Genomic DNA, 22,189 nt, shown 5'->3' on the forward strand with positions numbered 1-22,189 from the left:
ACGGAACCCAAAGAAACAAAGGAAGAGATAATGAAGAACAAGAAGATCGCCGCACTGCTCGGCATCCTGCTGGCCGGCTCCATGGCCTTCTCGCTGTCCGGCTGCGGCAACGGCAACAGCTCCGCCTCCAACGACAAGAGCAGCAGCTCCTCGTCCACGGCCTCCGACGATTCCAGCAAGGACGACTCCAGCTCCGACGACTCCGCCGGCTTCGAGGAGATCCAGGTCGACGAGAATCACTCCGATCAGGAGGTCGGCCCGCTGACCGTCAACGCCGTGTACTTCCAGCCGATCGATATGGAGCCGTCCGGCATGGGCCTGAAGGCCGCCGACGCCAGCTTCCACCTCGAAGCCGACATCCACGCCAACCAGAAGGGCACCGAACTCGGCTACGGCAAGGGTGACTTCGTTCCGGACCTGACCGTGAACTACGACATCATCGACAAGACCTCCAACGAGTCCGTCGGCTCCGGCACCTTCATGCAGATGAACGCCTCCGACGGCCCGCACTATGGCGCCAACATCAAGCTCGACAAGGCCGGCTCCTACAAGCTCGTGCTGAAGATCGAATCCCCGGAGAAGAAGGGCTGGATGCTGCACGTCGATCCGGAAACCGGCGTCAAGGGCCGCTTCTGGACCGAACCACTCGAGGTCACCTTCCCGGATTGGAACTACACTCCGCAGGAGTGGTGAGTCTCGCCGTCTAGACTATAGATCCAGTTGAGTCGGAGCCCGCGGCAGCGGGTTCCGACTTCATGCGTAATGGTAAGGGGAAAGATGCTGCTGCAGTATGTGACGGTGTTGCAGGGATTGCTGGCACCGGCTTTGCTGGTCATGGCGCTGAACGTGATGCTCACCGTCGGCGAGGGGCGCGACAAGCCGCTGAGCGCGTATTGGCGGCTGGCCGGCTTCCTCGTCGGTTTCGCGGGTGCCGTCGTATTCGCCGCCCTGCGCGCCACGGCCGTAATCACGCAGCGCACCTTCGTCAACTATCCGACGCTATGGTGCTGCGTGATCTTCGATATCGCGACATTCGCGATCGTGATATGCGCGCGACGCATCACCACCCACTGGCATGACCATCGGTTTGCGCTGGATGCGGCCAATCTCATCGCCGCGTTGGCGATCGCCGCCACCACCTTCCGTGCGCTGCCCGACGTGATCCTGCGCCTTACGATCTTCGTGGAGCCGGGCGATCCGGTCTTCACCTCCGACATGCTGCTCCGCGCGCTCGGCTTTGCGCTCGGCGCCGCCACCGCGATCATCGCGGCCTGCATCTTCCGTACGATGCGTTCCACGGCCGTGCGCTGGTCGTTCACCACGGCCGTGCTGCTGCTCATCGTGCTGCTGTTCACCTCGCATTTCACCGATCTGGCGCAACTGCTGCAGTCCAAGCGCATCGTCAGCTTCCCGACCGCCGCGTTCCTGGCGCTCGTATGGGGCATCAATCATCAGCGCGAAATGGCCATCGCCATGGCGCTCGTATTCGTCATCCCGGCTGCCGCCAGCATCGTCATGGGCTTCAAGGTCAAGCCGACCGGCCCCAACGAGGCGATCGCACGCTCCCATGTGGCGTTCCGCCGCCGTGCGAAGGCCGCCGGCGCATGGAGCCTCGTCGCCATGATCGGCATCACCGTGGCGCTGACCTACGGCGTGGCGCAGACGCAGAAGGTCGTCACCCTTTCACCGCCCGAGGAGTACTCGCTCAAGGACGGCGTGGCCACCATCACGTTCGACCAGGTCTCCGACGGCCATCTGCACCGCTTCCAGTACAAGGCGAAGGATGGCACCGTCATGCGCTTCATCATCATCAAGAAGAACGGCGGCGCGTACGGCGTCGGTCTCGACGCCTGCGACAACTGCGGCGACGCCGGCTACTACGAAAAGGACGGCAAGATCATCTGCAAGAAGTGCGATGTGGCCATCAACCTTGCGACCATCGGCTTCAAGGGCGGCTGCAATCCGGTGCCGTTCGACTACCAGGTCAAACTGGGCAAAATCGTCATCCAGACCTCCGTGCTCGACGCGCTGTCGAGCCACTTCCAGTGAGCGGAAAGGAGTGATCGACCGATGTTCTTTCTCCGCATGATCTTCCGCTCGTTCAGCCGCCAGTTCAAACGCCGTCTGCTGATCGCCGTCACCGTGTGCCTGTCGGCCACCGTGAGCGTGGCCATGCTCGGCGTGGTGTTCGACGTCGGCGACAAGCTCAACGCCGAGCTGTCGACCTACGGTTCGAACATCACCGTGCAGCCGAAGGCCGACGCGGTGGTGAGCGATCTGTACAACACCTCGGGATCTTCCGGCTCGGCCTCCGACGCCGACCCGACCGCGTTCCTGAAGGAATCGGACGCGCCGAAGATCAAGACGATCTTCTGGGCGTTCAACATCACCAACTTCGCGCCGGAACTCAACATCCACGTGGACGCCGGATGCTCGGGATCGGCATCCGCCGATTCATGCAAGGCCACCAACGTTCCGATCGTGGGCACATGGTTCGCCAAAACCCTGCACATGGATTCCGGCGAATCCACCGTGGCGGGCATGAACGGCATGCGTTCCTGGTGGAAGCTCGACGGCTCTTGGCCGAAGGACGACACCGAACAGGGCCTGATCGGCACCACGCTGGCGTCGAAGCTCGGCGTGAAGATCGGCGACACCGTCACGCTCGGCAAAACCATCTCCACCGGCGAACGCAATCAGGTGAAGGTGAAGATCACCGGCATCTACGATTCGGGCGATTCCGACAACAACGGCATGTACGTTCCGTCCATCGTGGCGCAGACGCTGGCGAACCTGCCCGATGCGATCGACAAGATCGAAGTCAAGGCGCTGACCACACCCGACAACGACCTGGCGCGCAAGGCGTCGAAGAATCCGAACGCGCTGACGCAGGACGAATGGGAGACGTGGTACTGCACCGCATACCCGTCATCCATCGCCTACCAGATCGAAGAGGTGATTCCGGGGTCCGTGGCCAAGCAGGTGCGCCAGGTCGCCGCATTGCAGGGCGATGTGCTGCAGAAGACGCAGGCGGTGATGGTGCTGATGACCGTGCTTTCGCTGGTCGCGGCCGCGATCGCCGTGGCGAACCTGATGGCCGCCTCGATCGGCGAACGCGGGTCCGAGCTTGCCCTGATGAAGGCGATCGGCGCGACGGATGGCGCGGTCTCCCGCCTGATGCTCGCCGAAACCGCCGTGATCTCGCTGGTCGGTGCGCTGGTCGGCGCGCTGCTGGGCTCCGGCGTGGCCCAGATCGTGGGGCATGTGGTGTTCGGCTCCGGCATCACGATGCGTCCGATGGTGTTTGTGCTGGTGTTCGTACTGCTTGCCGTCACCGTGCTCATCGCCTCGTTCTCGTCGATCCGTTCGATTCTGAACCTGAAGCCTGCGGAGGTGCTCCATGGCCGCTGATGAACGCAAGAGGCATGAAATGACCAATCGCAAGATGTTCTTCACCATGCTGTGGGGCGCGGTGTTCCGCCGCCGCTCACGTGCGGTGATGGCCGTGATCGCGTCGCTGGTCGGCGCGGCCACGTTGTTCTGCCTGGCCTCCGTGTGCATCGCCGTGCCGCAGCAGATGAACGAGGAGATGCGCGCATACGGCGCGAACCTCATCGTCACCCCCTCCGATGCGACCTCGAAATCCAAAGGCATCGACAACGCCACCATCAGCGACGTGACCGCCCTCGTAACGGCCGAACACAGCGCGAAATCCGCCGCCTACCGCTACGAAAGCGTGCGCATCAACTCCGCGCCGTATACGCTGGCCGGCATCAACCCCAAGGCCGTGCGGGCGCTCAACCGCCACTGGAACGTGACCGGTGACTGGCCGAGCGAAGGCAATGTGATGGTCGGCCGCGACGTGGCCGACGCGCTCGGCGTGCACATCGGCTCGCGCATCACCATCGGGTACCGCGCCTCCGACAACGCCGACGGCTCGCAGACGTCCGATTCCGATGAATCGGACACGCAACATGGTTCGCAGGGTTCGCAGACCACGGAGAACGGCCGCATCTCCTCCGACATCATGAACAACGAAGGCACCGAATTCCGCGTGGCCGGCATCGTCGACACCGGTGGTAACGAGGATTCCATCGTGTACGCCACCACCGCGGACGTGGCCAAACTGGCCGGCTCCAAGCGCGGCGCCGACGTGGTCGAATACTCCGTGAACGCGATGGGCGATGACCTGAACGCCATCGTCACAAGCCTCAACGCCAACCCGAACACCGGCGTGAAGGCGCAGACCGTCACCAAGATCACCTCGTCCGACACCCGCATCATCACCATGCTGCAGACGCTGTTCTGGATCGTCTCGCTTGTCGTGCTGGTGCTGACGTTGGTCGGCGTGGGCACCACCATCAGCTCCATCGTGAGCCAGCGACGTAACGAAATCGGCCTACGCAAGGCCTTGGGCGCCCCGTCGCAGGCGATCGGCACCGAATTCTACGTGGAATCCGCCATATACGGCCTTATCGGCGGCCTGTTCGGTACGGCCATCGGCTATGCGCTGGCCCGTGTGCTGTGCGTCACCGTATTCGAACGCGCCATCGGCTTCAACTGGCCGCTGGGTCTCGCATCGCTTGTATTGAGCATGCTCATCGCCGTCATCGCATCCATTCCGCCGGTCCGCCGCGCGACCCGCATCGACCCCGCCATCGTTTTGAGGGAGGAATAATCATGGGCTCCGAACACACCCTGCTTGAGCTTGACCACATCTCCAAGATCTACGGCGACCTGCACGCCGTCGACGACCTGAGCCTGACCGTGCCGGAAGGCGAATGGCTGGCGATTGTCGGTTCGTCCGGTTCCGGCAAGACCACGCTGATGAACATGATCGGCTGCATGGATACGCCGTCCAAGGGTTCCGTGATGCTCGAAGGCCGCAAGCTTGAGGATCTGAATGCCAGGCAGCTCGCCGACGTGCGCAAGAACATGATCGGCCTCGTGTTCCAGAAGTTCTATCTCGTACCGCATCTGACGGCCGTGGAGAACGTGATGGTCGCGCAGTACTACCATTCCGTGGTCGATGAGAAACAGGCCTTGGAGGCGTTGGAACGCGTGGGATTGAAGGATCGCGCGCACCATCTGCCGGGCCAGCTTTCCGGCGGCGAACAGCAGCGCGTGTGCATCGCCCGTGCGCTTATCAACTGCCCCAAGCTGATTCTCGCCGATGAGCCGACCGGCAATCTGGATGAGAGGAACGAGAAGATCGTGCTGGACCTGTTCCGCCAGCTGCACGAGCAGGGCACCACGATCATCGTCGTGACGCATGACGCGCTCGTCGCCTCCTGCGCGCAGCGAGAAATCATGCTCAACCATGGTGTGCTTATCGGCGAAAAATGGAATGATGGGGCAGCAAGGCAGGCGTATGAGGCGGCCGGCGGCAAGCCCGCCTTCACCGGATCGACCGCCGAGGGCGCGCAGACCGGCGAAACCGCCATCGAATTCGCCGATCCCACGAAGGCGGCGAAAACCGGCGGGGAAGAATAGAAGGAATAGACGAGAATAGACGGAAATAGACGGGACGTGCATGCGCAACCTCTATACGAAACGCATGCCCCCTTTTTGCATCATCGTTATGGAGTGATCATGAGTGACGAGAAATCGACAGCGGTGAAGGTCATCGCTCTGACCGCGGCCAGCCTTGCGCTGCTGTCGGCATGCGGCGAACCGAAGGCGACGCCGATGGACGATGAATACGCCGGCAATTCCGGCGAAAGCGTCGAATCGCAGGAAGACAAGTCCAAAACCGATGGCAAGGCGACCGATAACTCCGCCAGCGGCGACGATTCCGTCAAGAACCATGCCGACGACTCGGACTCCACGAAGTCCGACAAGAAGGACACCGGCGATTACGCCGACGGCACGTACTCGATCAATGGCCAGTACGGCCCGGTCGGCGAGGACACCATCGACGTGCATCTGACCATCAAGGACCAGAACGTGACCGACGTGAGCATCGTCGGCCACCCGTTCACGTCGATCTCCAAGAAGCATCAGGACGCCTTCGCCAAGGCCGTTCCGGATGCCGTGGTGGGCAAACCCCTGAAAGACCTCAAAATCGACAAGCTCGCCGGTGCCAGCTGGACCACCGAGGCCTTCAACAAGGCTTTGGAGGTGGCTCGCCAGGAGGCCTCCATCCAGTAGCCGGCGACCGTGGCGCCGCGCTCAGGCGGCCATGAACGGCCAGATGAGCGCGGTCATGCGCTCCGACCAGGGAATATCGGAGTCGGAATCCTTGCGCAATGCCTTGCTGGTGAGCATGGAGCCCAGTATGGTGCTGAACAGGAACTTCACATCCAATCCATGCCGGAAGATCTCACTCGTCACTCCGCGTTCGATGAACGCCGCAAAGCGTTGCTCCGCGGGCGAGACCATCTGATCGGCGATCGTCTTCAGGGAATCGTTGTCGGTTGAGAGCACCACGCCGACGGCCTTCAGGCCGATTTCGCTGTCGAAGCAGCTCTGGATGCGTTCCAGCATGGTCTGCAGACCGGAGCGGGACGGCTGCAGGTCGCCGAAATCCGGCAATCCGGCGACCTGCAGCTGAATGCGGTGCAACAGGTCGTCGGCGTTCCTGTAACGCCGGTAGATCGTTGTTTTGGCTACGCCTGAGCGACGGGCGACCTCCTCGATTGTCACGGCCGCGACGCCTTTGGAGATCACGATCTCCAACGTGGCCCGCATGATCTTGCGGTCGGTCTGCTCGCGCAGCTGCTCACGGCGACCCTGAATCTTCTGCACGGCTCCCTGCACCGCCGTCTCGACCACGCTTGCCGGCGAAACGGCCGGGGGAATGGCGGGGGAGGTGGCCGGCGGCATATCGGCGTTCATCGATCCGTTCATCACATGATCACCTTCGTGCTTTCCACCTTTGCGATGTACCACTTGTTGAACTTCATCATCGGAATGCGCAGCAGCAGGCCGATGAGCAGCAGCGGCGGGATGAACAGCGCCAGTGCGCCGATCGACGTCCAGAAATCATTGTCGTAGACGCCGGCGATGGCCGCACGCATGGCCGTGATCGAATGCGTGACCGGCAGGAACGGGCTGATGGCGGAGATGATGCGCGGCATCACGGCCAGGGGATACGCGCCGTTCGAACCGGAGATCTGCATGATGAGGAACAGCACGCCGATGGCCTTGCCCACGTTGCCGAAGCTCGACACCATCGTGTACGTGAAGAACGAGTAGACCAGCGCGGAGATCCAGCCGGAGACCATGAACAGCAGCGGATGCACAGCCTGCACATGCATGAACAGCAGGCTGCCGCCAAGCGAGAACGTGGCCTGCATGAGCGCGATCACCGCGAACACGAGATAGTGGCCGAAGAACAGCTGGTGCGGTTTCGGATCGCCCAATGCCATGCGGGTCTTGCGCGACACGGAGGTCTTCAGGGTCACGGACATGAGCAGCGCGCCCACCCACAGCGTCACGAACGTGTACAACGGGGCAAGTTGCGAGCCGAAATTCTTCACCGGGAACACGGCGGTACGCTTCACCTTGACCGGCGCCGCAAGCGTGGTGGCCAGCGAGTCGGTGTTCTTGCCCAGCACATCCTTGACCATGCTCATGTCGCCGCTGTTCAGCGCATCGGACAGCGTGGCGTTGAACGCGGAAAGCTTGTTGCCGGCCGTGGTGAGGCTGTTCGCGGTGGAATCCAGCACCTCGCGAATGGTGGTCAGCTGCTTGTCCGCGCTTGACGTGGTCTTGTTGAGGTCGCCGAGAGCGTTCTTGAGGTTGGCGGCGCTCGCGTTCAGCGCGTTCGAGGCGGTGCTTACGGAGCTGCCGATCTCGTTGAGCTGCGGCTTGAGATTCGTGTCGAAATCGGTGTGCACGGCATCGATCGCGGCCTTCGCCTGCGTGGCGAGATCCTTGATCGCGGTCCGGCTTTCCTTGGAATCGCTGACGCCGTCATCGATATGCTGTGCCGCGTCGGTGAGCGTGGTCGCGAGCGTCTTCTGCGTATCGATGGCATTGCTCAGCTTGCTGATGGCCGCTTCGAATTTGCCGATGGCCGCCGTCAGTGTCTTCTTTTCCAGGTCGGTCAGCGACGTATCGGTGTCGAGTTTGTTCTGCAGGTCGTCGTGGGTGTTCTGCAGACTGTCGACGATCTGCTGATACTGCGCGGCCTGGCTGGTCACGTTGGTCGCCTGATTGCGCAATGCGGTCGCGGTGTCGCCCGCCTGCGTGCTCACATCGGTGAGCAGCGAGTCGACCGAGTCTCCCACCGCCGCGAAACTGTCGCCGGACTGTTTGATGGCGGTGCCGAGCGCTTCGGTGGAGGTGTCCAGCGCGTCGGACAGGTCGGCAATGCTGCCGGCGGCCGATTTCAGCTGCTTGCCGGCGGTTTTCGCGCTGGACGTGGCCTGCCGGATCAGGCTGCCGGAGCTGTCGAGCAGGGTCTGTGCGCTGCCGGTCAGCGAGCTGAAGGTGGCGAGCGAGGAAGCGGTCTGTGTGAGTCCGGCCGCGAAATCGCTGATGTTCGAGCTGAACTGCTGCAGCTGGTTCTTCGCCTCGGGCTTGTCGAGCTGATCGGACAGCTGCGTGGCGAGGTCCAGTGCCGTTTCGGTGAGCGTCTTCGAGAACATCTCGTTGATCTCCGCCGATACGGTGTCCGCGCCCTGGCCGGTCACCTTCGGCGCGAGCGCGTTCTTCTTCTCGTTGTTGTAGTAGGTGAGTTCCGCATGTTTGGAATCCTTCGAGAAGAAGGTCATCATGCGTTTGCTGAAATTCTTCGGAATGATGACGGCGGCATAGTATTTGCCGGATTTCGTGCCGTCGATGGCCTCCTCCTTGGTGGTGAAGGTCCAGTCGAGCTGGCTGTTGGCGCGCAGGGTGTTGACCACCTGATCGCCGACGTTGATCCTGACGGGGATCAGATCGCTTTTGTACCCGGCGTCCACGTTCGCGACGGCGAATTTCAGGTTGCCGGTGTTGGAGAACGGGTCCCAGCTGGCGGCCACGTTGAACCAGGTGAACAGCGCGGGCAGCACGGTCAGGCCGACGACGATGATTACGGACACGACGTTGCTGGTAAGTCGTTTGACGTCGCCTGCGAACAGCTTCCAGATTGCCTTCATGCGTTGTCCTTTTCGTTCTTCGTGCGGTGGTGCCTGGCGGCCTTGCGCGTCGGTTTGGCCTTGTGCGCCAACCTGGCCTTGCGCTCCTCCAGAGTGCGCTTCTTGCGGCGGATGCGGGCCTCCTGGCGTTCCATGAGCATGCCTTGGATGGCGTCGTCGCTCAGGGAGCCGAGCTCCACCTGGCGGCGCATGCTGTCGCGCATGTATTCGATGACCATCAGGAAGCCGATGATGAGCAGCACCCAGATGATCCATGTGGCCAACGCGACCAGTTTCGTGCCGTTGGTCAACGAGAACACGGTGGCCAGGATGGCCGGCACGACGAAGCCGGCGATCAGGGCGCCGCGCTTGAGCTTCGGGTACAGTTCGGTGAACCTGCTTGCGCGATACTCGATGGCCTTGCGGTAGCCGCCCTTGTCGGCCAGCACGTGGATGATCTGCGACACGTTGTAGTTGCGGACCTCCACCATCGGCCGTTCGCCGATGATCATGTCGCTTTCCTCGATCTCGCGGGCGAACAGGCGGTTCAGATTGGTCAGCAGCGGGCGGACCACGATGCCGATGAGGAAGGCGATCGCCGCGAACAGCAGCATCACGCCGACCATCTTCAGCCAATGCCCGTCATAGAAGCCGGCGATGGTCTCACGGAAGGCGTCGATGGTGTAGCGGAACGGAATGAACGGATATACCACGCGGAAGAATTTCGGCATCATATCGATCGGGTACAGGCCGGAACCGCCCGGAATCAGCAGAATCGCGAGCAGAATGCACATGCCCTTGCCGACATGCATGAAGGTGGTCGACAACGCGTAGGTGATGCTCAGGAACGTGAGCGACGTCAACGTGCCGGTCAGAACGAACATGAACGGGTTGACCGCCTGCACGCCGATGATCAGGTCGCCGATCGCGCACAGCGCGCCCTGGATGGCGGCGGGGATGGCAAGCAGCAGGAATCGGCCAAGATACTTTTCGGTGGTGGTCAGGTCGAGTTCCTCAAGGTCGTCGTCATCCACCTCGAGCTTCATGATCACCATGTACGCGAACGCGCCCACCCATAGCGAGAGGGTGTTGAACATCGGCGCCATGCCGGAGCCGTAGGTGTTCACCGGGTAGATGTTCTTCGTCTTGATCACGGTGGGGGACTGCATGAAGTCGGCGATTTTCGTAACGTCCAGACCGTCTTCGCCGAGGAGTCCGTTCAGCAGGCTCGCGCCCGACAGCGCGCTCAGATCGGTGGACAGCTGGCTCAGCTTGTTTTCGATGGTCTGCAGCTGCTCATCGGTGTCCTTCAGCATGGAACGTGTGTCGGCGGACACCTTTTCAAGCTGGTCGAGTACGGAAGAGGTCTGTTGCGCCAGGAAATTCTGGCTGGTCACGGTGCCGGACAGGGTGCCGGCGGTCGTGGCGAGCGAACTCAGACCGCTGTTGAGCTGTGGCAGTGCGCCTGAATTGATGGCTTTGCGCGCGGTCGTGGCGGAGTTCAATGTGGACTGCGTGGAGGTGTTGAACTGGTTCGACAGCTTTGTGGTGCTGGCCACCGTGTTCTTGGTGTCGGTACTGAGCCGATTGAGATCGTTGAGCGTGTTCGCCGACTGTTGGTTGCGTGATTGCAGGTCGCTGATGATCTGCTGATACTGCTTGTTCAGTTCGGGGCTGACGCTGGAGATGTCGATCTGCTGCAGGCTGTCGAGCGCCTTCGCGTTGTCGCTGTTGACCTTCTGCATGGTGCCGATGGCGCTGCTGGCATAGCCGTTGGCCGCCGCCAGACCGCCGGTCATCGTGTTGACGCTGGCGTTCGTCTGCGTGGACAGCTGCGAGAGCAGCGCCGAGCCCTGGTCGAGCGATGCGGATGCGGTCGACGAGAAGGTGGTGATGCGGGTCTGGACGTCGGTGATCAGATTGGAAGTGCCGGTCAGCCCCTTGCCGGCGCTCGCGGCGGCGGTCTGCACATCGTTCAGCGCGGTGCGGGCGGCCTGGATCTGATTGGGGGTGTTGGCCAGATTGTTGTTGAGGTCATTGACGGTGGCGCGGATCTTCGCCACGTTCTGCTGCGTCTTGTTGAGTTCGGCGACGGCTTCGCCGGTGATATTGTCGGTCTGGGTGGTGATGGTGTCGCTTACCGAGTTCACGGCTTTGGAGAGCACCTCGCTTACGGTGGAGACGAAGGTGCTGTTCACGGTGCGGTCCACGGTGGTGGTGCCCGAGTCGGTGACCTTCGGCACGAAGGCGCTGACCTTCTCGTTCACGTAGTATTCGAGGGTCGGGCGCTCGGCATTGCCGGTGATTACGCCCGCAAGGTCCTCGCTGAAATCCTTGGGGATGATGATGGCCGCATAGCAATCGCCCGACTGCACGGCCTCCATGGCCTTGGCCTTGCTCATGAACTGCCAGCCGAGCTGATCGTTCTTCCTGAGCGTGCTTTCGATCTGGTCGCCGAGATTCATCTGGCCCAGCATGGCGTTGTCGGTGCCTTCGTCGACGTTCGCCACCGCGACCCTGATGTTGTTGGTGTTGCCGTATGGGTCCCAGAATCCGTAGATATTGAACCATGCATACATCGGTGGGATGACGGTCAGGCCGGTCATGATGACCCATGCCGCGGGTACGCGAAGGATGCGCATGATGTCACGGCGCAGGATCCTCAGCACATTGCTCATAGGAAGGCGCTCCCTTTTGCCGGATCGCTCCGGTGGTGGCGGTGTTCACAACTGTCGCATAACGATACGCAATCCGTAGCGCTACGCTTCAAGTAGCGTAATACCATCTCCCGGACAAACCCGTTTCCCCTGCTCCGATGAGGAGGCAACGCGCGGTCCATGGCGAAAAGAGGGGGTCGTGATTCCCAGTAAACGTTCGAAAACCTTACAGAAATATTCTCGGCGGTTTTCAGAAATCAACCAATCGGCCGTTGTTCAATACAACTAACGACGTCGCATAACCCAGGAACATCCACCTTCTCGTGAAAGGAACGATCATGGTTTATGCAGCCCACCATCCACGGCAAACGCATCGACCGGTCGGCAAGATCATCGCCATCGCGGCGGCGGTGTCGCTGGTCTCCGGTTTCGGTGCGGGCGCAGGCGTGGCCGCCATCGTGAAAGCGAGCGCAGCCAGTCAGAAGTCCGTCATGTCCCTGGTGGGGCAGTCGGGTGGCGCCAACACCATGAACTACGATTACACCGGCAGTTATTCCGGGGCCCTCACCGCCGACGGCGAGTCGGTGGAATCGAGCGGCGAAACGATTTCCGCAACCAGCTCCGACCAGAATGCGGCCCTTGCGCAGAACAGCGGAACGCTGACCATCGCCAACGGCAAACTGACCAAATCCGGCGACAGCGACAACGCCGACAACTGCAACTTCTACGGCACCAACTCCGCGTTGCTGGCGGTGGGGGAGAAGTCGAAGGCCGTCATTTCCGATTCGTCCATCGACGCGACGAGCTCCGGATCGAACGCCATCTTCTCCACCGACTCCGCATCCGTGCTGGCCAACAATGTCGACATCACCACGTCCGCGGCCAATTCGCGCGGTCTTGACGCCACCTATGGCGGCTCGATCGTCGCCAACAGGATGACGATCTCGACCAAGGGCGACCACAGCGCATCGCTCGCCACCGACCGAGGCGGCGGATCGGTTTCCGTGACCGACTCCACGTTGAGCACGGCCGGCAGCGGCTCCCCGTTGCTGTATTCGACCGGCGATATCGAGGTTTCGGGTGTGACCGGCACGGCGAGCGGTTCGCAGCTCGCCGGCATGGAGGGGCTGAACACCATCCTCATCAACAATTCGACGCTGGAAAGCACGAATACCGGCACCACCGGTTCGGATCCGGTGGCGAACGGCGTGATCATCTACCAGTCGACCTCCGGAGACGCGGAGACCTCGACCGGTCAGCACGCCACCTTCCAGGCGAAGGACTCCACGCTGAAGTCGGCGATCACCAGCGGATCGATGTTCTACTTCACCAACACCACGGCCGACGTGGTGCTTTCGAACACCGATCTGGACTTCGATTCGGAGGCGGCGAACCTGATTCTGGCAGCCGGCAACGATGCGAACAACTGGGGCACCGCCGGCTCGAACGGCGCGACGGTGAACTTCACCGGGCGCTCGCAGACGCTGAAGGGCAAGGTGAGTGCCGACACCATCTCGAGCGTGACGCTCAACCTGCTGGAAAACTCCACGTGGACGGGCTCCGCCGAAATCACCGAGAACTCCGCCGGTTCGACCTCGGACGCCCCGATCACCGTAAACGTCGACGGCACCTCGACATGGGTGGTCACGGCCGACACGACCGTCTCCGCCCTGAACGTGGCCGATGGCGGCAAGGTGGTGGACTCCGACGGTAAGACCGTGACCATCAAGGCCAGCGGCAAGACCGTGGTCTCCGGCGATAGCGACCTGACCGTCACGGTCACCGGCTCCTACGGCACCACCGTCGAGGCGGGTTCCGACACCGAGCTCAGCTCGGACGTGACCGACCGTACGGCATTCGACAAGCAGTTCGGCACCAGCACCGCCTGGTCCTTCTGATTCCCTTCACGGCAAATCCAATACCCATATCACTTAAGGAGCACATCATGACCGACTTCGATTTCGATGCCAGGAATGCCCAGGACACCCAGAGCACCCAAGGCAGCCAGAACATCCAGGATGGCCTGCAGAATGCCGACGGCCAGCCGACCCAGACCATGCCCGAGGGCGCACGGGCTCAGCAGGCTTCGCAATTCCCGCAGCAGCCCTACTACGCGCAGCCTGCCCAGCCCGTGCAGCCGTCGCAACCCGTTCCGGACTCGTTCAACGGCCCGGTCGCGGCGAAGTCCAATACCAAGCTTGGCGGCAAGGTCATCGGCATTGTGGCGGGCATAAGCCTTCTGTGCGGTCTGGTCGGCGGTGTCGGCGGCGCCTTCGCCGTGAACGCACTGTCCGGATCCAATGAACCGCAGATGAGCCAGCAGGGTGGCCCAGGCCAAGGCGGACCCGGGCAGATGGGCGGACAGTCCGGCAACGGCGACTCCCAGAACGGTAACGGCCAGATGGGTGAGCCGCCGAGCGGCCAAGGCGGTCAGGGCGGTCAGTCCGGGCAGGGTTCCAACGGCCAGTCCGATTCCAACGGCCAGTCCGATTCCAACGGCAATGCTGATTCCGACGGCAATTCCGGTAGCCAGTCCGACGGCTCCGGCTCCGGCAAGTCCGGAAGCTCGAACTCCAGCAGCGGCTATTCCGGCTCCGACGATTCGGACACCATTGCCAGCTGACGGTACCGCCGTGTGAGCGTGTATCCCGTATGCCCCGATATCGGCTCCCGTAACCCGCAAAAAAGCGGTTCGCGGAGACCGGCATCGGGGCATATTGCGTTTTCCTTCCGCATGACGGCCCGATACGGAATCAAGGGGGTATGAGACTCTGCGTCCCCGATTGCTTGGAATTTTCCCCTGCGAGATATTGTGCGTTTTTGGTAGCGTTGGGCCAGGAGGATGCATATGAACGAGCACGAAACAAGCGCGGCCATCGCCGATGAAACCGTCATCAGCGCCATTGAAAGCGCACAATCCGCCGAAGACGCGTCGGCCGATGAACCCGACAATCCCGCCGATCGCCGTCTGCCATTGATTTTCCGCATCTATGGCGTCGCCATGCTGATCGTGGGCGTGGTCACCTTGCCGATCATCGTGTTCACATCCCTGGATGCGGTGCACGCCGTGATCGAAGGCCGCATGGCGGTCGGCACCATCAACCTCACCACTATTCTGTCGATCATCCATGCGGTTGTGCTGCTGATCACCACGGCTTGCCTGGCGGTGTTCGGTGTGCTGCTGATGCTTAACAAACGCCGCCACGTGGCACAGTGGACATACGTGATGATTCCGCTCACCCTTGCGGAAGGCCTGCTGTCCTTGGCCTTGCGGGGCTTTGGCGTCAATCTGATCGCTCCGGCCGTGCAGCTGGTCGTGCTGATCGCCCTGCATATCACCGCCGATCCGTCGCTGCGCGAGGAACGTCGGCTGCAGCTCGCCCTGCGCCGCATGGATGCGCGCAGCGAATACGAGGATGCCGCGGCCGTGGGCATGGCCGGCCGTGACCTGACCGGCAAGGGTTACATCTCGCTGGACTTCTTCAACCTGTTCTGGCTTTTTGTGGTCGGCTGCGTGTTCGGCCTGGTGATCGAGACCATCTACCATTTCATCCTGTTCGGCGACTACCAGGACCGCGCCGGCTTCCTGTGGGGGCCGTTCTCTCCGATCTACGGCTTTGGCGCGGTGATCCTGACCGTACTGCTGAATCACCTGTGGCGGTCCAACTGGCTGCTGATCTTCTGCGCCAGTGCGGTGATCGGCGGCGCCTTCGAGTACTTCACCAGTTGGTTCATGGAGACGGCCTTCGGCATCACGGCATGGAACTATACCGGTCAATGGCTGTCGATCGACGGACGCACCTCCGGCAAGTACATGTTCTTCTGGGGATTGCTCGGCCTGGTGTGGGTCAAGCTGATTCTGCCGCGACTGCTTGCCCTGATTCAGCGTATTCCGTGGAAGGCTCGCTATGCGTTGACGGCCGTGTGTTTCGTGCTGCTGCTCTTCGACGGTGTGATGACGTTGATGGCGTTGGACGCCTGGTATTCGCGTATGGCCGGCATCGCCCAGAACTCGCCGGTCTCGCAGTTCTTCGCCACCTATTTCGATAATGCGTTCATGACCAACCGTTTCCAGACCATGTCCATCGACCCGTCCTCCGCCGGCCGTATGTAGTCTGTCGTTTCCCTCCCTGACGAGAGGTGTCGCGCCGCGACGCGTGATGAAGGAGGGGATTGTGCGGGTCCCATCTTGACGAGTCCGAACTTCTTGACGGAGTCCGACTCGTCTTGACAGTGCCCGCCTCGTCTTGATGGGGACCTGTTTTAGCGGTGCCTGTTGTGACGGTGCCTGGCTTCGTCATGCTTGCTTTGCCAAGACTGCTTGCCGGATCCGCCTGCGAGCGCTGCCTGCGTTAGGCCGCGAAACTCCGTGCCAACTGTCGGATCAGATCCGGCCTATGCCCGCTCCAGGATGAGTTCGGCGAAATCACCACCGGAATCTGCTTGAACCCGGCGTCTTTGATCTGTTCGAACGTTGAGGGGTTCTGCGTCAGATCGATGGCCACATAGCGTACGCCCAGCTTCGAAAGCTCCTGTTCGGTGGCTTCGCACTGCGGATTGCTCGGATTGGTGAAAACGGTTACGGTCATCGATTCCTCCCTATGCAAGCTGTACTGGCCACGGTCTTCGGTTATGTGCGTTCGTCCGCAAACCACTATCTAGGATACACACTACCTGTAGTGGTGTGTCGTGCATTTCACCACTGCATATAGTGGGGAATTCCCCAAATTGTCAGCAAAGGCGAACGTTTGTTCGAATACTGCCAGTCTAGCCCGAGGCATGGAATGCGACCCATCGCGCATGTCGTCGGCCAGAGCCGCCGAGTGGGTGTGATTTTGCAAGTAAATGTGCTGGGTAAATGCTGGGTTACGCATTCCCGGCACATATGGCACGGATATGCGAACACCTCGAAAACCCTTGGAATCATTGGCTTTCGAGGTGTCGTAGATGTGCCCCCCGTGGGATTCGAACCCACAACCCACGACTTAAAAGGACGCTGCTCTAACCGTTGAGCTAGAGGGGCAACAGTGAAACAGTATACAGCATATTAGGACCAAACGCCACACGGATTGACGATATGCGGCGAATTATCGCCAATCCCGGCGTACCGTACCGAATCGGCCTAGAGTGGGGCATATGTCATGCACCACGATTCTTGTAGGCAGGAAAGCCAGTTACGACGGTTCGACCATCATCGCCCGAGACGACGATTCCGGCTCCGGCCGTTACGATCCGAAGAAATTCATCGCCGTCGCGCCGAAGGATCAGCCACGGCATTATCGCAGCGTGCTGAGCCATGTCGAAATCGATCTGCCCGACGACCCCTGCCGGTACAGCATCGTGCCGAATGTGCTGCCGAACCGTGGCATCCTTGCCGAGGCGGGTGTCAACGAACGCAATGTGGCGATGAGCGCCACCGAAACCATCGCCGTCAACGAACGCGTGCTTGCGGCCGACCCACTGGTCGAGCTGCAGCCGGCCGACGCGCAGGCCGGAACGCCCGAGATCCCCGGCGGCATCGGCGAGGAAGACATCATCACCCTCGTCCTGCCGTACGTGACCACCGCGAGAGAAGGCGTCGCACGGCTTGCGGAACTACTCGTGACCTACGGCACCTACGAATCGAACGGTGTCATCATCTCCGACGTGAACGAAATCTGGTACGTCGAAACGATTGGCGGCCATCATTGGATCGCCCGCCGCGTGCCGGACGACTGCTACGTCACCATCCCCAACCAACTCGGCATCGACGACTTCGACTTCGACGACGCCTTCAGCGACCAACGTGAATTCATGTGCAGCGTCGACCTACGCGAATTCATGACCGCGCACCATCTCGACCGCACGATCAGCGCGACCCCGTCCAACGGCTTCGGCTTCCAGCCGGCCGGAACGCCCAACGGCGTGATCGGCGGCAGCGTGGCCCTGAAACGCAATCACCTCAATCCGCGCGCCGCATTCGGCACGGCCACCGCAAAGGACCACATCTACAACACTCCGCGCGCCTGGTACATGCAGCGCCACCTCAACCCCAGCGAGGATTGGGATTCGCCGGCAGCCCGCTACACCCCGGGTTCGGACGACATCCCGTGGTGCCGCGTGCCCGAGAACGCCGTCACCATCGAAGACGTCGATTTCCTGATGGGTGCGCATTTCGAGGGCACGCCATATGACCCGTACGGCACGTTGGGCACGCCGGAAAGCCGCCACCGCTACCGTCCGATCGGCATCAACCGCACCGGGCATATGGTGGCCATGCAGATCCGCCCGTACGCGCCGGAGGCAAGCCGTTCGATCATGTGGATTTCATACGGCTCCGGCCCGTTCACCGCGGCCGCGCCGTTCTATGCGAACGTCGACGATACGCCCGCCTACCTGCGCGACACCACACCGGAGGTCTCGACCGGCAACCTGTATTGGACGAACCGGCTGATTGCGGCGCTCGCCGACGCGCATTTCCACGAGACGAGCAATGCGGTCGAGGCCTTCGCGGAGGCCGCCCGCGCATACGGCCATCGCCTGGTCGAACGTACCGACGTCGCCCTGCAGGGGAACGTCGAGGAGACCGCCGGCGATCTCCTGCAGGGGGCCGTGCGGGAGCCGATCGCCGAAAGGCTGCAGGCGGCCAATGACGAGATGGCGGAATACCTGCGCACGCATACCACGGAACTGCTCAACGACGTGCTGTACACGTCCAGCAATCTCATGCACAACAGCTTCGCGATGTCCGACCGCTGGAACTGAGCCCGACGGTCGGTGGCTCCGGCTCCGCCGGCTCAGTTGAAGCCGACGACGTGTTCGGCTACGAAATATCCGTTGCGAATCACGAACCGGCCGATCGATCCGCGCAGATTCAGCGCGCGCGACATGGCCTTCCTACGCACGTCCGCATAGATGGAAGGCGAGTAGGCTTTGATGTCCGCCCACATCTCCTTCTTCTTCGCGTAGTTCTCCGGTTCGCGGGACAGGATCATGAACACGCTCGCCACGGAGCTCTCGATCGCCAGGAAGTGGATCATATAGCGGTACAGGCCCTCCGGTACGGTCCCCCGTTCCGGAGTCGCCCGTACCATGTACTGGTTCACCAGGCGCAACTGGTCCACGCGGCGGATCATCACGTCGGTCTGCACGCTCTGGCCGTCGCGGCCGATGAAGTAGTGGTAGAGCGGCGTGTCCAGGTACTTGATCGTCTTCACCCACGGGAATGGCTGGTAGGCGTAGATGAAATCCACATAGAAGGTGTGCTCGGGCAACTGCATGCCGGATGCGCGCACCACCTCGGTACGGAAGGTCAGCGCGTGCATAAGAATGTATTCCGCCAATCCGAAGTGCCCCAGGTCGTTCCAGGTCAGTCGCACGTCGGGCGTCATGGCACGGCGGAAATTCACCACGTGCTTCATGATCTTGCCGACCTTGTCATACAGGTAGTTGGTCACCAGCATGTCGATCGGATCGGTGCGTTCGGCCTCTTCGCGCAGCGTGGCCATGACGAGTTCAAGCGATTCGACGCCCACCCAATCGTCCGCGTCCACGACTTTCACGTACATGCCGCTCGCCTCCGCGATGCCGGTGTTCACCGCGCCGCCATGGCCCTTGTTGTTCTGATGGATCGCGCGCACCACGCCGGGATGCCGCTGTTCATAGGACTTCGCCAGGGCGAGCGTGCTGTCGGACGAACCGTCATCGACGATCAGCACTTCGATGTCATCGTTGCGTTTCGTGGCGGTCAACGATTCGACGCACCGTCCCAGATACGTCTCCATGTTGTACGCTGGCACCACGAAGGTGAGCGTCTTCTTCTTCTGCATATTCTTCCTTGGGTAAAGCCGAAGGCGTCGGTTGCGGCGATGGGTGGGTCTGATCGCCGCATGTCGAGAAACCAACGTAGCACCTTGTGCGCTTTCAGGGTACCCGTTACACACAATCGGTACCCCGAAAGCCGCAATCTGCACCTGAAATTCCCCCTAGGGGCACATTCGTTGACGTTTGTTCACCTGGCGTCAATCCTTTGCGACTGCGTCGGCCGTCGCCGCTTCTTCCGGCGGAGGGAACGACGGCGAAGCCGCCTGCGGGAGGGAATCCTCGGATTTCTGCCCTTTTGCGGCCCTCTTCTCTTCCCGCTCCATGCGTTTTTCCGCCTCACGTTGCGCCTTGTCCCCCTCAAAACGCAACTCCGGCTTGGCCTCCATGCGGCTCAGGCCGTACCAGGCGAGATTCACGATGTGCGCGGCCAGCTGCTCTTTGCTGAGTTTGCGCTGGTCGGCCCAATACTGGCAGGTATATACGGTCATGCCGATGAGCATCTGCGCATAATATGGCACGCCCTTGGCCGGCAGATGCTGACGTTTGAACGATTCGGTGAGCAGGTCCTCCACGCGGACGCTGATGTCGCCGAGCAGCGAACTGAACGATCCGGCCGGATCGGTTTTCGGCGAATCCCTGGTAAGCACGCGAAACCCTTCGGCGTTCTCCTCCACGTAGGTGAGCAGGGCCAGCGCGGCGCGTTCCACGATCTGACGGGGGTGCGCCTGCTGGTCGGACAGTGCGTTGACGAGCGTATCGGTGAGCGCACGCATCTCACGGTCCACCACCACGGCGTACAGGCCTTCCTTGCCGCCGAAATGCTCGTAGACGATGGGTTTCGACACTTTCGCGGTGGCGGCGATCTCTTCCACGCTCACCGCCTCGAATCCCTTCGATGCAAACAGCGATCGACCGATTTCGATGAGCTGCTCACGCCTCTGATACGACGTCATCCTGGATGTACTGGCCATGCCGTCCAGTTTTTCACGCCCCGTGGATGAGCTTCGGAGTGTCCGATTCCGGAGAATCGGACATGTGGGGATGGAGGGTGACGTGTCCGTTGCGGTTTTTAGGCTGGGACTATGGATACCAATGTGATGATTGCGATTGTCGCCATAGTTGTGATTGCAGCGCTGTTGCTGATCGGCGGCTGGTGGTTCGGCAAATCGCGCAAGGATGCCGTAACCAAGTCCACTGAGGCCGCCAAGGCCAAGGCCGATGAGCGTCTCGCCCAGGAGGAGGCGGCCAATGCTCCCTCCGGCGAGCAGACGAAGACCGAGGCCGAGGTTCCCCCGGCGGCTCCGGTGCAGGAACCGGCACCCGCGCCGGCGGTGGAAGTCCCGGAGTCCGCAGGCTCGCGCATCCAGCGTCTCAAGGCCAAGCTGGCCAAGTCGGGCAACCCTTTCGGCAAGGTGCTGTTCAACATCCTCGCCAAAGACCATCTTTCCGAATCCGATTGGGAGGATGTCGAAGACACCCTGCTGCTCGCCGACGTCGGTGCCGAAGCCAGCGAACAGCTGGTCGAGGAACTGCGCAACGATGCCCGCATCAGCGGCCAGTCCGATCCCGCCGAAGTGCGCAAGGCCCTGAGGGACAAGCTGCTCAAACTGGTCGGCACCGATACGGACCGCCGTCTTAACGCCAATAAGGAAGGCGCGAACAAGCCGAGCGTCATCATCATGGTCGGCGTGAACGGCACCGGCAAGACCACCACCGCAGGCAAGCTGTCCCGCCTGTTCGTGGCCGACGGCAAGCGGGTCATGATGGGTGCCGCCGATACGTTCCGTGCGGCCGCCGCCGACCAGCTCGAAACCTGGGGCGCAAAGGTGGGCGTACCGGTCGTACGTTCCGACAAGGACGGCGCAGACCCGGCGTCCGTCGCGTTCGAAGCCAGTGAACAAGCCAAGGAGGCGCATGCCGACGTGCTCATCATCGACACCGCCGGCCGTCTGCAGAACAAGGCGAACCTCATGGACGAGCTTGGCAAGATCCGCCGCGTGACCGAAAAGAACCTGCCTGTCGACGAGGTGCTGCTCGTGCTCGACGCCACCACCGGCCAGAACGGCATGGCCCAGGCGAAGGTGTTCGCGGAGGCGATCGGCATCACCGGCGTGGTGCTGTCCAAGCTTGACGGTTCCGCCAAGGGCGGCATCGTGATTTCCGTGCAGAAGGAGCTCGGTGTTCCCGTCAAGCTCGTCGGCCTGGGCGAAGGTCCGGATGACCTCGCTCCATTCGATCCGGAAGGCTTCGTCGACGGCATCCTCGCCTGACGGATCCGCGGATCGAATGCGGCCGGCCGTGCGTGAGGCATGGCCGGCCGTTTTGCATCCTACCGGGTTTCGTATCCCACCCGGGTTGCTATGCCTTCGCCGGCACGCGCCTGATGGTGAGCTTGAGCAGCAGCGGGGCGACCAGCGTGACCAGTGAAATGATGAAGATGATCGTCGAGTAGTACTCATTGCCGAGCACATGCTCGTTGAAGCCGATTTGCGCCGTGATCAGCGCCATCTCGCCGCGCGGCACCATGCCGGCGCCGATCATCACCGTCGATGCCGCGCCGAAACCGGCCATGCGTCCGCCCAGGCCGCAGCCGACGATCTTCGTCAGCACGCCGAGAATCGTCATGATCACAATGAACACGATCATGCGTGAATCGTCGACGGC

General features: G+C 61.8%; 18 protein-coding genes and 1 tRNA gene. 11 read left to right on the plus strand and 8 right to left on the minus strand.

Translation table 11 applies throughout. The annotated features are described in order from the left end of the window. Positions 1–30: 30 nt before the first annotated feature. The 6 genes from BMOU_RS07215 to BMOU_RS07240 all read left to right on the plus strand — a co-directional run bounded on the left by BMOU_RS07215 (position 31) and on the right by BMOU_RS07240 (position 6,150). The gene (locus BMOU_RS07215; protein WP_034876252.1) at positions 31–693 is read left to right on the plus strand and encodes an iron transporter; all 663 of its coding nucleotides are present in this window, start codon (positions 31–33) and stop codon (positions 691–693) included. 84 nt (positions 694–777) lie between these two features. Then, the gene (locus BMOU_RS07220) at positions 778–2,049 is read left to right on the plus strand and encodes a DUF2318 domain-containing protein (protein WP_034876255.1); all 1,272 of its coding nucleotides are present in this window, start codon (positions 778–780) and stop codon (positions 2,047–2,049) included. A 21-nt stretch (positions 2,050–2,070) separates the two neighbouring features. Further along, a complete protein-coding gene (locus BMOU_RS07225) occupies positions 2,071–3,411 on the plus strand; it encodes an ABC transporter permease (RefSeq protein WP_034876257.1) in 1,341 nt (446 codons plus the stop codon). Positions 3,412–3,430: 19 nt separating this feature from the next. Beyond that, positions 3,431–4,678, plus strand: a complete 1,248-nt coding sequence (locus BMOU_RS07230; RefSeq protein WP_034877396.1) for an ABC transporter permease — start codon at positions 3,431–3,433, stop codon at positions 4,676–4,678. Between the two features lie 2 nt (positions 4,679–4,680). Beyond that, positions 4,681–5,493: an ABC transporter ATP-binding protein gene (locus BMOU_RS07235; RefSeq protein WP_034876258.1), complete on the plus strand. Its 813-nt coding sequence runs from the start codon at positions 4,681–4,683 to the stop codon at positions 5,491–5,493. Positions 5,494–5,592: 99 nt separating this feature from the next. Continuing rightward, positions 5,593–6,150: an FMN-binding protein gene (locus tag BMOU_RS07240; protein ID WP_034876260.1), complete on the plus strand. Its 558-nt coding sequence runs from the start codon at positions 5,593–5,595 to the stop codon at positions 6,148–6,150. 21 nt (positions 6,151–6,171) lie between these two features. Here the strand turns inward: BMOU_RS07240 and BMOU_RS07245 are convergent, their stop codons facing one another. From BMOU_RS07245 to BMOU_RS07255, 3 genes are read right to left on the minus strand one after another with little or no spacing between them, the layout of a single operon-like run. Further along, complete coding sequence (locus tag BMOU_RS07245; protein ID WP_034876262.1) at positions 6,172–6,849, minus strand: TetR/AcrR family transcriptional regulator; 678 nt, start codon at positions 6,847–6,849, stop codon at positions 6,172–6,174. After that, a complete protein-coding gene (locus tag BMOU_RS07250; protein ID WP_034876264.1) occupies positions 6,849–9,086 on the minus strand; it encodes a YhgE/Pip domain-containing protein in 2,238 nt (745 codons plus the stop codon). Before BMOU_RS07250 ends, BMOU_RS07245 begins: the two co-directional genes overlap by 1 nt. Further along, positions 9,083–11,743: a YhgE/Pip domain-containing protein gene (locus BMOU_RS07255; RefSeq protein ID WP_034876267.1), complete on the minus strand. Its 2,661-nt coding sequence runs from the start codon at positions 11,741–11,743 to the stop codon at positions 9,083–9,085. Before BMOU_RS07255 ends, BMOU_RS07250 begins: the two co-directional genes overlap by 4 nt. A gap of 317 nt (positions 11,744–12,060) precedes the next feature. On the opposite strand from BMOU_RS07255, the gene BMOU_RS07260 reads away from it, so the two are divergent. The 3 genes from BMOU_RS07260 (at position 12,061) to BMOU_RS07270 (ending at position 15,836) form a co-directional block, all read left to right on the plus strand. Further along, entirely contained in the window at positions 12,061–13,620 is a 1,560-nt protein-coding gene (locus BMOU_RS07260; protein WP_034876269.1) for a hypothetical protein, read from the plus strand. Positions 13,621–13,667: 47 nt separating this feature from the next. Then, complete coding sequence (locus tag BMOU_RS07265) at positions 13,668–14,345, plus strand: hypothetical protein (protein ID WP_034876271.1); 678 nt, start codon at positions 13,668–13,670, stop codon at positions 14,343–14,345. 225 nt (positions 14,346–14,570) lie between these two features. Beyond that, a complete protein-coding gene (locus tag BMOU_RS07270) occupies positions 14,571–15,836 on the plus strand; it encodes a putative ABC transporter permease (protein ID WP_051428937.1) in 1,266 nt (421 codons plus the stop codon). A 238-nt stretch (positions 15,837–16,074) separates the two neighbouring features. Here BMOU_RS07270 and BMOU_RS07275 read toward each other — a convergent pair whose 3' ends face one another. After that, positions 16,075–16,311: a glutaredoxin family protein gene (locus BMOU_RS07275; RefSeq protein ID WP_034876276.1), complete on the minus strand. Its 237-nt coding sequence runs from the start codon at positions 16,309–16,311 to the stop codon at positions 16,075–16,077. 361 nt (positions 16,312–16,672) lie between these two features. Continuing rightward, positions 16,673–16,745 (minus strand) — tRNA-Lys (locus BMOU_RS07280). A 113-nt stretch (positions 16,746–16,858) separates the two neighbouring features. Here BMOU_RS07280 and BMOU_RS07285 point away from each other — a divergent pair. Continuing rightward, a complete protein-coding gene (locus BMOU_RS07285) occupies positions 16,859–18,466 on the plus strand; it encodes a C69 family dipeptidase (RefSeq protein ID WP_034876278.1) in 1,608 nt (535 codons plus the stop codon). A 32-nt stretch (positions 18,467–18,498) separates the two neighbouring features. On the opposite strand, the gene BMOU_RS07290 is transcribed toward BMOU_RS07285, so the two are convergent. Together BMOU_RS07290 and BMOU_RS07295 are read right to left on the minus strand one after the other, a co-directional pair. Then, positions 18,499–19,530 (minus strand): glycosyltransferase family 2 protein, encoded by a 1,032-nt coding sequence (locus BMOU_RS07290; protein WP_034876280.1) that lies wholly within the window; start codon positions 19,528–19,530, stop codon positions 18,499–18,501. Between the two features lie 192 nt (positions 19,531–19,722). After that, on the minus strand, positions 19,723–20,496 hold the full coding sequence (locus BMOU_RS07295; protein ID WP_034876282.1) for a TetR/AcrR family transcriptional regulator: 774 nt from the start codon (positions 20,494–20,496) through the stop codon (positions 19,723–19,725). A 111-nt stretch (positions 20,497–20,607) separates the two neighbouring features. Between BMOU_RS07295 and ftsY the strand changes: the two genes are divergently transcribed. Further along, complete coding sequence (gene ftsY / locus BMOU_RS07300) at positions 20,608–21,795, plus strand: signal recognition particle-docking protein FtsY (protein WP_034876284.1); 1,188 nt, start codon at positions 20,608–20,610, stop codon at positions 21,793–21,795. Between the two features lie 88 nt (positions 21,796–21,883). Here the strand turns inward: ftsY and BMOU_RS11610 are convergent, their stop codons facing one another. Continuing rightward, the gene (locus tag BMOU_RS11610; RefSeq protein WP_235143746.1) at positions 21,884–22,171 is read right to left on the minus strand and encodes a cation:proton antiporter domain-containing protein; all 288 of its coding nucleotides are present in this window, start codon (positions 22,169–22,171) and stop codon (positions 21,884–21,886) included. Positions 22,172–22,189 lie beyond the last annotated feature (18 nt).

The sequence above is a fragment of the Bifidobacterium moukalabense DSM 27321 genome (assembly GCF_000522505.1).
Lineage (GTDB): Bacteria > Actinomycetota > Actinomycetes > Actinomycetales > Bifidobacteriaceae > Bifidobacterium > Bifidobacterium moukalabense.

Bases quoted from the DNA above. Each gene is read 5' to 3' on its own strand.
- BMOU_RS07215 (WP_034876252.1), top strand. From the start codon at position 31: ATGAAGAACAAGAAGATCGCCGCACTGCTCGGCATCCTGCTGGCCGGC.
- BMOU_RS07220 (WP_034876255.1), top strand. From the start codon at position 778: ATGCTGCTGCAGTATGTGACGGTGTTGCAGGGATTGCTGGCACCGGCT.
- BMOU_RS07225 (WP_034876257.1), top strand. From the start codon at position 2,071: ATGTTCTTTCTCCGCATGATCTTCCGCTCGTTCAGCCGCCAGTTCAAA.
- BMOU_RS07230 (WP_034877396.1), top strand. From the start codon at position 3,431: ATGACCAATCGCAAGATGTTCTTCACCATGCTGTGGGGCGCGGTGTTC.
- BMOU_RS07235 (WP_034876258.1), top strand. From the start codon at position 4,681: ATGGGCTCCGAACACACCCTGCTTGAGCTTGACCACATCTCCAAGATC.
- BMOU_RS07240 (WP_034876260.1), top strand. From the start codon at position 5,593: ATGAGTGACGAGAAATCGACAGCGGTGAAGGTCATCGCTCTGACCGCG.
- BMOU_RS07245 (WP_034876262.1), bottom strand. From the start codon at position 6,849: ATGAACGGATCGATGAACGCCGATATGCCGCCGGCCACCTCCCCCGCC.
- BMOU_RS07250 (WP_034876264.1), bottom strand. From the start codon at position 9,086: ATGAAGGCAATCTGGAAGCTGTTCGCAGGCGACGTCAAACGACTTACC.
- BMOU_RS07255 (WP_034876267.1), bottom strand. From the start codon at position 11,743: ATGAGCAATGTGCTGAGGATCCTGCGCCGTGACATCATGCGCATCCTT.
- BMOU_RS07260 (WP_034876269.1), top strand. From the start codon at position 12,061: ATGGTTTATGCAGCCCACCATCCACGGCAAACGCATCGACCGGTCGGC.
- BMOU_RS07265 (WP_034876271.1), top strand. From the start codon at position 13,668: ATGACCGACTTCGATTTCGATGCCAGGAATGCCCAGGACACCCAGAGC.
- BMOU_RS07270 (WP_051428937.1), top strand. From the start codon at position 14,571: ATGAACGAGCACGAAACAAGCGCGGCCATCGCCGATGAAACCGTCATC.
- BMOU_RS07275 (WP_034876276.1), bottom strand. From the start codon at position 16,311: ATGACCGTAACCGTTTTCACCAATCCGAGCAATCCGCAGTGCGAAGCC.
- BMOU_RS07285 (WP_034876278.1), top strand. From the start codon at position 16,859: ATGTCATGCACCACGATTCTTGTAGGCAGGAAAGCCAGTTACGACGGT.
- BMOU_RS07290 (WP_034876280.1), bottom strand. From the start codon at position 19,530: ATGCAGAAGAAGAAGACGCTCACCTTCGTGGTGCCAGCGTACAACATG.
- BMOU_RS07295 (WP_034876282.1), bottom strand. From the start codon at position 20,496: ATGGCCAGTACATCCAGGATGACGTCGTATCAGAGGCGTGAGCAGCTC.
- ftsY (WP_034876284.1), top strand. From the start codon at position 20,608: ATGGATACCAATGTGATGATTGCGATTGTCGCCATAGTTGTGATTGCA.
- BMOU_RS11610 (WP_235143746.1), bottom strand. From the start codon at position 22,171: ATGATCGTGTTCATTGTGATCATGACGATTCTCGGCGTGCTGACGAAG.